6 protein-coding genes are annotated in these 6636 nt (G+C 38.2%); 3 read left to right on the plus strand and 3 right to left on the minus strand.

All coding sequences use genetic code 11. The annotated features are described in order from the left end of the window. Positions 1–1219: transposase (locus B7692_RS07200; RefSeq protein WP_084930327.1), on the minus strand; the 1219-nt coding region annotated here is incomplete at its 3' end. Between B7692_RS07200 and B7692_RS11275 the strand changes: the two genes are divergently transcribed. Next, positions 1180–1371, plus strand: a complete 192-nt coding sequence (locus B7692_RS11275; RefSeq protein WP_084930328.1) for a hypothetical protein — start codon at positions 1180–1182, stop codon at positions 1369–1371. The two genes, B7692_RS07200 and B7692_RS11275, sit on opposite strands and share 40 nt — an antisense overlap. Before the next feature lie 148 nt (positions 1372–1519). Here B7692_RS11275 and pbp3 read toward each other — a convergent pair whose 3' ends face one another. Next, the gene (gene pbp3, locus B7692_RS07210; RefSeq protein WP_084930329.1) at positions 1520–2761 is read right to left on the minus strand and encodes a D-alanyl-D-alanine carboxypeptidase PBP3; all 1242 of its coding nucleotides are present in this window, start codon (positions 2759–2761) and stop codon (positions 1520–1522) included. A gap of 101 nt (positions 2762–2862) precedes the next feature. Here pbp3 and B7692_RS07215 point away from each other — a divergent pair, with 101 nt between their 5' ends. Then, complete coding sequence (locus B7692_RS07215) at positions 2863–3972, plus strand: AI-2E family transporter (RefSeq protein ID WP_023947789.1); 1110 nt, start codon at positions 2863–2865, stop codon at positions 3970–3972. A 206-nt stretch (positions 3973–4178) separates the two neighbouring features. Continuing rightward, positions 4179–5375, plus strand: a complete 1197-nt coding sequence (gene tuf / locus B7692_RS07220; protein WP_061409157.1) for an elongation factor Tu — start codon at positions 4179–4181, stop codon at positions 5373–5375. A 115-nt stretch (positions 5376–5490) separates the two neighbouring features. Here the strand turns inward: tuf and B7692_RS07225 are convergent, their stop codons facing one another. Continuing rightward, complete coding sequence (locus B7692_RS07225) at positions 5491–6555, minus strand: transposase (RefSeq protein WP_084930330.1); 1065 nt, start codon at positions 6553–6555, stop codon at positions 5491–5493. Positions 6556–6636 lie beyond the last annotated feature (81 nt).

Consider the following 6636-nt stretch of genomic DNA (forward strand, 5'->3'; position numbering starts at 1 on the left):
CCGTCTGTGTTTTCTGGTGCTTGATATGGTGAAAACGATAGCACCAGCCATCAGGATGTGTGTAGCTATCCTCCTTGTCATTATAGTGCCAATTCCCTAAGTTTCTAGCTGACTGTTTATACCCTCTCTTCTGTTCCTTATCAAACATGGCATATTTAATCAGATGGTTCACCTCCTTTTCATCTAAACGAAGGAGGTTCTCTTCACTTCCATATCCAGCATCTGCGACAACTGTCTGTACGTCATGTGGATAGGTTTCAAGGAAGTGCAGAAGAGTCTTGGTGTCTGTCGGATTTGAGAAGACATCATAGTGAAGAACAAATTGGTTTTCAGTAGCGATTTGAAGATTATAAGCAGCCCTGAGTTGCCCATTTTTCATATGATCTTCCTTCATCCGCATAAAAGTGGCATCTGGATTGGTTTTGGAAAAACTGTTACGCCCTTCAAATGTCTCTTGATAACTCTCATATTTTTCAGCACGTACTGAAAAATCATCTTTGACTTTACGCAAGACTTTCTTGAGTTTACGACACTGGGCTTTATGTTCATCCTTTCCTTTAACAGGTGTCTTCTCAATGTCCTGACTCAGTTTTTCCAATTCTTCTTCAAGGACTTGAAAGAATTCAATCAACTGCTCTGAGGAGATAGGCTCTTGTGTATCCAGTGCGATAGCTTGATGGATAAGGAGAGTGATTTCTTCTTGAAAATATATCTGTGTCTGTTCTTGAAGTTTGACAGAAAACTTGTCCGTTGCTTTTTTCCACACGAAACTATACTTGTTGGCATTGGCTTCAATCTTAGTCCCGTCAATAAACAAACAATCTAAGGTCACTAACTCTTCCATTTTTAAACGAAGATTAAGATCGATGAAAAGATCGCGAATAAGTTCTTCCATCCCTTCAGCGATACGAAAACGATTAATAGTGCGGTAGCTGACAACCAACTGTCCTGTTCGGTACTGCATAGCGAGATTTTCAGCCATCATTTTTTCAATTTTTCGACCAGAGAAAATCCCTTGTGAATAGGCAAATAGAAGAGTAGATACAAGCATTTTAGGGTGATAAGATGGGCGACCAAAGGCATGATAGAAGGCATGGAAATGACAATCCTCCAAGGTATTTACCACTTTTTCAATAGTAAAAACGAGATGGTCTTCTGGTAAGAAAGAACTGATTTCTAGTGGTAAAGTTGTTTGATTTGTGTTATAGTGAATATGCATGGGATAGCCTTTCTAAATGGTTTATTGTGCAATTCTATTTTACCAAGACTATCGCAACCATGCAAAAAAGCAACGGCAAATCCGTTGCTTTTTTTGGAAATAAGGGACTATTGTCCCAGATTCTTTTTGCTGTAATTAAGTTCTATTGTTAACCAGGTTTCGTTCTGTATAGGATAAATTTTATTATAATTCAAAGCGATATCTATAAATAAAAGTTTTAAAAAGAAGAGCTCATTACAATTCAGACTCAGTTCTTTTTAAATATAATATTTATTTTTTAGCTTTAAGAAGTTTATAATATCATAATTTTTCGTTGATGAAGCGGATAAACTGATTCCACCAAACTTTTAAGAAGAAGGCTTTTTCAACTTTCTTTTCTGCTACCATTTCAAAACTAGGACGTTCTGTGGTGATGTAACCTTGACCAATCAAGTCCTTGTCTTCATAAGTCAAATGTCCAACCACAGTTCCGGCTTCAAGTGGTGCTGGAATTGCCTTAGAATCAGGTGTGAATTGAATAGTTTGGGACGATTGTCCCCCAACACGTTCAATTAGAGAGATATCATCTTTAGAAACGGCAGTGACCATATTTTCTTTTCCATCTTGTACAGGTGCTTTGCTATCTTGGTAGGCATCGCCTTTTTGAACGATTTTACGAAGTGTGAATGTAGAAGAGATATAATCCATTAGTGAAGATGTAGCTGTGAAGCGAGCGTAAGGATTATTGTCTTGATGATCTGCATTCAAAACAACTGTGATAACCCTCATCCCTTTTTCGACAGTAGTACCAACAAAAGACTCTCCAGCCTTATCTGTTGTTCCTGTCTTAAGGCCATCAAAACCACCGCGATAAGCAGGCATACCTTCTAACATGTAGTTGGTAGAAGTGATTGTCATTCCAGCAAAAGTAGAAGAAGGTTTTTTCGTGATTTCCAAGACTTGTGGGTATTTTTTGATGAGATTGCGAGCAACGATAGCGACATCATAAGCACTGAGCTTGTTTTCATCATCTTTTTTAGATCCTGGGTAAATGTTATCCCCTAAAGTCTCATTGTTAAGACCCGTCGTATTGACAACAGTGGCATCCTGAATGCCCCATTCCAAGAGCTTTGCCCTCATCATATCGACGAAATCTTTTTCTGAGCCAGCAATTTTTTCAGCTAACGCAATAGCTGCACTGTTAGCACTGGATACTAGGGTTGCTTCCAGTAGTTGTTCGACGGTATAATTACGAGCCTCCATAGGAACGTTACTCGCTTCAGAATTTGTCGTTAATTTGTATGGATAATCAGAGATATCTACCGGAGTTGATAGTGTAATACTACCGTTTTCCAAGGCTTCATAGACAAGATAAACAGTAATCAATTTTGTGATCGAAGCAATTTCAACTGGCTGGGTTGCATCTTTCTCATAGAGAATTTTACCGGTATTTGCCTCAACAGCAATTGCATGTTTAGCAGCAATATTAAAATCTTGAGCATCAACAGTAGATGCTGCCCCAATAACGGAAAGGCTTAGGAGAGTTAAAATTATTTTTTTCATAGTAAGTTTATTCTATCATAAAGAAAAAAATATTCCCAGTTTCATGATATAAGAAAGAAGCTTTTTTGAAAGTGTGGTAAAATAGATGATGGAGGTACTTCATGTTTCGTAAGAATAAATTATTTTTTTGGACCAGTGAGATTTTACTATTAACCATCATCTTTTATTTATGGAGACAGATGGGTGGGATTATAACGCCTTTTGTAAGTGTCGCAAACACTATAATGATTCCCTTTCTTTTAGGTGGTTTTTTATATTATTTGACCAATCCTATTGTAAATTTTTTACAAAAGTATTTCAAAATTAACCGTATCATTGGTATTCTACTAACCTTGTGCGCCTTGGTTTGTGGGCTAGTTATTGGGGTCGTCTATCTCTTACCGATTTTGATTAATCAGCTGACAAGTTTGATTGCTACAAGTCAGACAATCTACAGTCGTCTGCAAGATTTGATTATCGATTTATCCACTTATCCAGCCTTTCAAAATTTAGATATTCAAGCGACTATTCAACAGTTAAATCTCTCTTATGTAGATATTCTACAGAATATCCTAAATAGTGTAACGAATAGTGTTGGAAGTGTCTTATCTGCGCTCTTTAGTACTGTTTTGATTATTATCATGACACCTGTATTTTTAATTTATTTTTTGTTAGATGGCCACAAATTCTTGCCGATGCTTGAGCGTACTGTTTTAAAGCGAGATAAGTTGCATATTACAGGTCTTTTAAAAAATTTGAATACTACAATTGCTCGATATATTAGTGGAGTTGCTATTGATGCGATTATTATTGGTTGTTTGGCCTTTATCGGATATAGCGTGATTGGTTTGAAATACGCTTTGGTCTTTGCCATCTTTTCAGGATTGGCCAATCTCATTCCTTATGTTGGACCAAGTATTGGTTTGATTCCGATGATTATCGCCAATGTCTTTACTGATCCTCATAGAATGCTGATTGCAGTTGTTTATATGTTGATTATTCAACAAGTAGATGGGAACATCCTTTACCCTCGAATCGTTGGTGGAGTGATGAAGGTTCATCCAATTACGATTTTAGTATTACTTTTGTTATCAAGTAATATCTATGGTGTCATTGGCATGATTGTCGCAGTACCAACCTATTCTATCTTAAAAGAAATTTCTAAGTTTTTATCACGTTTGTATGAAAATCATAAAATAATGAAAGAACGAGAAAGAGAATTAGCTAAGTAAAAATCAGGAAATTCCTGATTTTTCTTTTTCATTAAAGAAGTGATGGGAGTAGAAATACCGTTTAGATTAGTAGATTAAGAATAATTCACAAAAACTTTGTAAAACACTTGCAATTTAGCTGAAATTTGATAAAATAGTAAGGAAAGTTAGACTGTATTGCCTACTGTCTATCTATAAAATATATTTTATTGGAGGCTTTTACTCAAATGGCAAAAGAAAAATACGATCGTAGTAAACCACACGTTAACATTGGTACTATCGGACACGTTGACCACGGTAAAACTACCCTAACTGCAGCTATCACAACTGTTTTGGCACGTCGCTTGCCTTCATCAGTTAACCAACCTAAAGACTATGCGTCTATCGATGCTGCTCCAGAAGAACGCGAACGCGGTATCACAATCAACACTGCGCACGTTGAGTACGAAACTGAAAAACGTCACTACGCTCACATCGACGCTCCAGGACACGCGGACTACGTTAAAAACATGATCACTGGTGCCGCTCAAATGGACGGAGCTATCCTTGTAGTAGCTTCAACTGACGGACCAATGCCACAAACTCGTGAGCACATCCTTCTTTCACGTCAGGTTGGTGTTAAACACCTTATCGTCTTCATGAACAAAGTTGACTTGGTTGACGACGAAGAATTGCTTGAATTGGTTGAAATGGAAATCCGTGACCTATTGTCAGAATACGACTTCCCAGGTGACGATCTTCCAGTTATCCAAGGTTCAGCTCTTAAAGCTCTTGAAGGTGACACTAAATACGAAGACATCGTTATGGAATTGATGAACACAGTTGATGAGTACATCCCAGAACCAGAACGTGACACTGACAAACCATTGCTTCTTCCAGTCGAAGACGTATTCTCAATCACTGGACGTGGTACAGTTGCTTCAGGACGTATCGACCGTGGTACTGTTCGTGTTAACGACGAAATCGAAATCGTTGGTATTAAAGAAGAAACTTCAAAAGCAGTTGTTACTGGTGTTGAAATGTTCCGTAAACAACTTGACGAAGGTCTTGCCGGAGATAACGTAGGTGTCCTTCTTCGTGGTGTTCAACGTGATGAAATCGAACGTGGACAAGTTATTGCTAAACCAGGTTCAATCAACCCACATACTAAATTTAAAGGTGAAGTCTACATCCTTACTAAAGAAGAAGGTGGACGTCACACTCCATTCTTCAACAACTACCGTCCACAATTCTACTTCCGTACTACTGACGTTACAGGTTCAATCGAACTTCCAGCAGGTACTGAAATGGTAATGCCTGGTGATAACGTGACAATCGACGTTGAGTTGATCCACCCAATCGCCGTAGAACAAGGTACTACATTCTCTATCCGTGAGGGTGGACGTACTGTTGGTTCAGGTATGGTTACAGAAATCGAAGCTTAATTCGATTTAGTTCCCAGAAGAACAATTATTTAAGTCAGACACTAAAAGAACCTGAGACAAAATAGTTCTCAGCCACAAAGAAGCTAGAGATTTCCAATAGCGGAACTCTAGCTTTTTAATTTTGAGTCGTTCTCTTATTGTATTTTAGGAGGTTATTGGCCATAAGTATCAATCCCATGTCAATTCTCACTTGACGCTTCCCTCTCAGATTACATCTCTTGTAACCCAAACAAGCCTTTATCTGCCCAAAGACAGGTTCCACATCAATCTTGCGTTGAGCGAAAATCTGTCTACCTTCGGGAGATAAAAGCGCCTGACATTCTTTAGCTTTCAAGTTTTTATAGCGTTCGTTCATATACAGTCCCTTTTGAGGGGCTGATTTAGGTTCATCAGCGTAGTAAACCTTGATTTCCTGTTGAAAGTCCGTCTGTGTTTTCTGATGTTTGATATGGTGAAAACGATAATACCAGCCGTAAGGATGTGTGTAGCTATCCTCCTTGTCATCATAGTGCCAATTCGCTAAGTTTCTAGCTGACTGTTTATACCCTCTCTTTTGTTCCTTATCAAACATGGCATATTTAATCAGATGGTTTACCTGCTTTTCATCTAAACGAAGGAGGTTCTCTTCACTTCCATATCCAGCATCTGCGACAACTGTCTTCAAGTCATGCGGATAGGTTTCAAGTAAGGGTAGAAGAGTCTTGGTATCTGTCGCTTTCTTCCACACAAAACTATACTTGTTGGCATTGGCTTCAATCTTAGTCCCGTCAATAAACAGACAATCTAAGGTCACTAACTCTTCCATTTTTAAACGAAGATTGAGGTCCATGAAAAGATTACGTATGAGTTCTTCCATCCCTTCAGCGACTCGAAAACGATTGATGGTGCGATAGCTGACAACCAACGGTCCTGTTAGGTATTGCATAGCGAGATTTTCAATCATCATTTTTTCGATTTTTCGTCCAGAGAAAATCCCTTGTGGATAGGCAAATAGAAGAGTAGCTATAAGCATTTTAGGGTGATAAGACGGACGAGCAAAGGCATGATAGAAGGCATGGAAGTAACAATCTTCCAAGGTATTCACCACTCTTTCAATAGTAAAGACGAGATGGTCCTGTGGAAAGAAAGAACTGATTTCTAGTGGTAAAGTTGTTTGATTTGTGTTATAGTGAATATGCATGGGATAGCCTTTCTAAATGGTTTATTAAGCAATTCTATTTTACCAAGACTATCGTAACCATGCAAAAAAGCAACGGCAAAT

The organism is Streptococcus mitis (genome assembly GCF_002096925.1).
GTDB lineage: Bacteria > Bacillota > Bacilli > Lactobacillales > Streptococcaceae > Streptococcus > Streptococcus mitis_AF.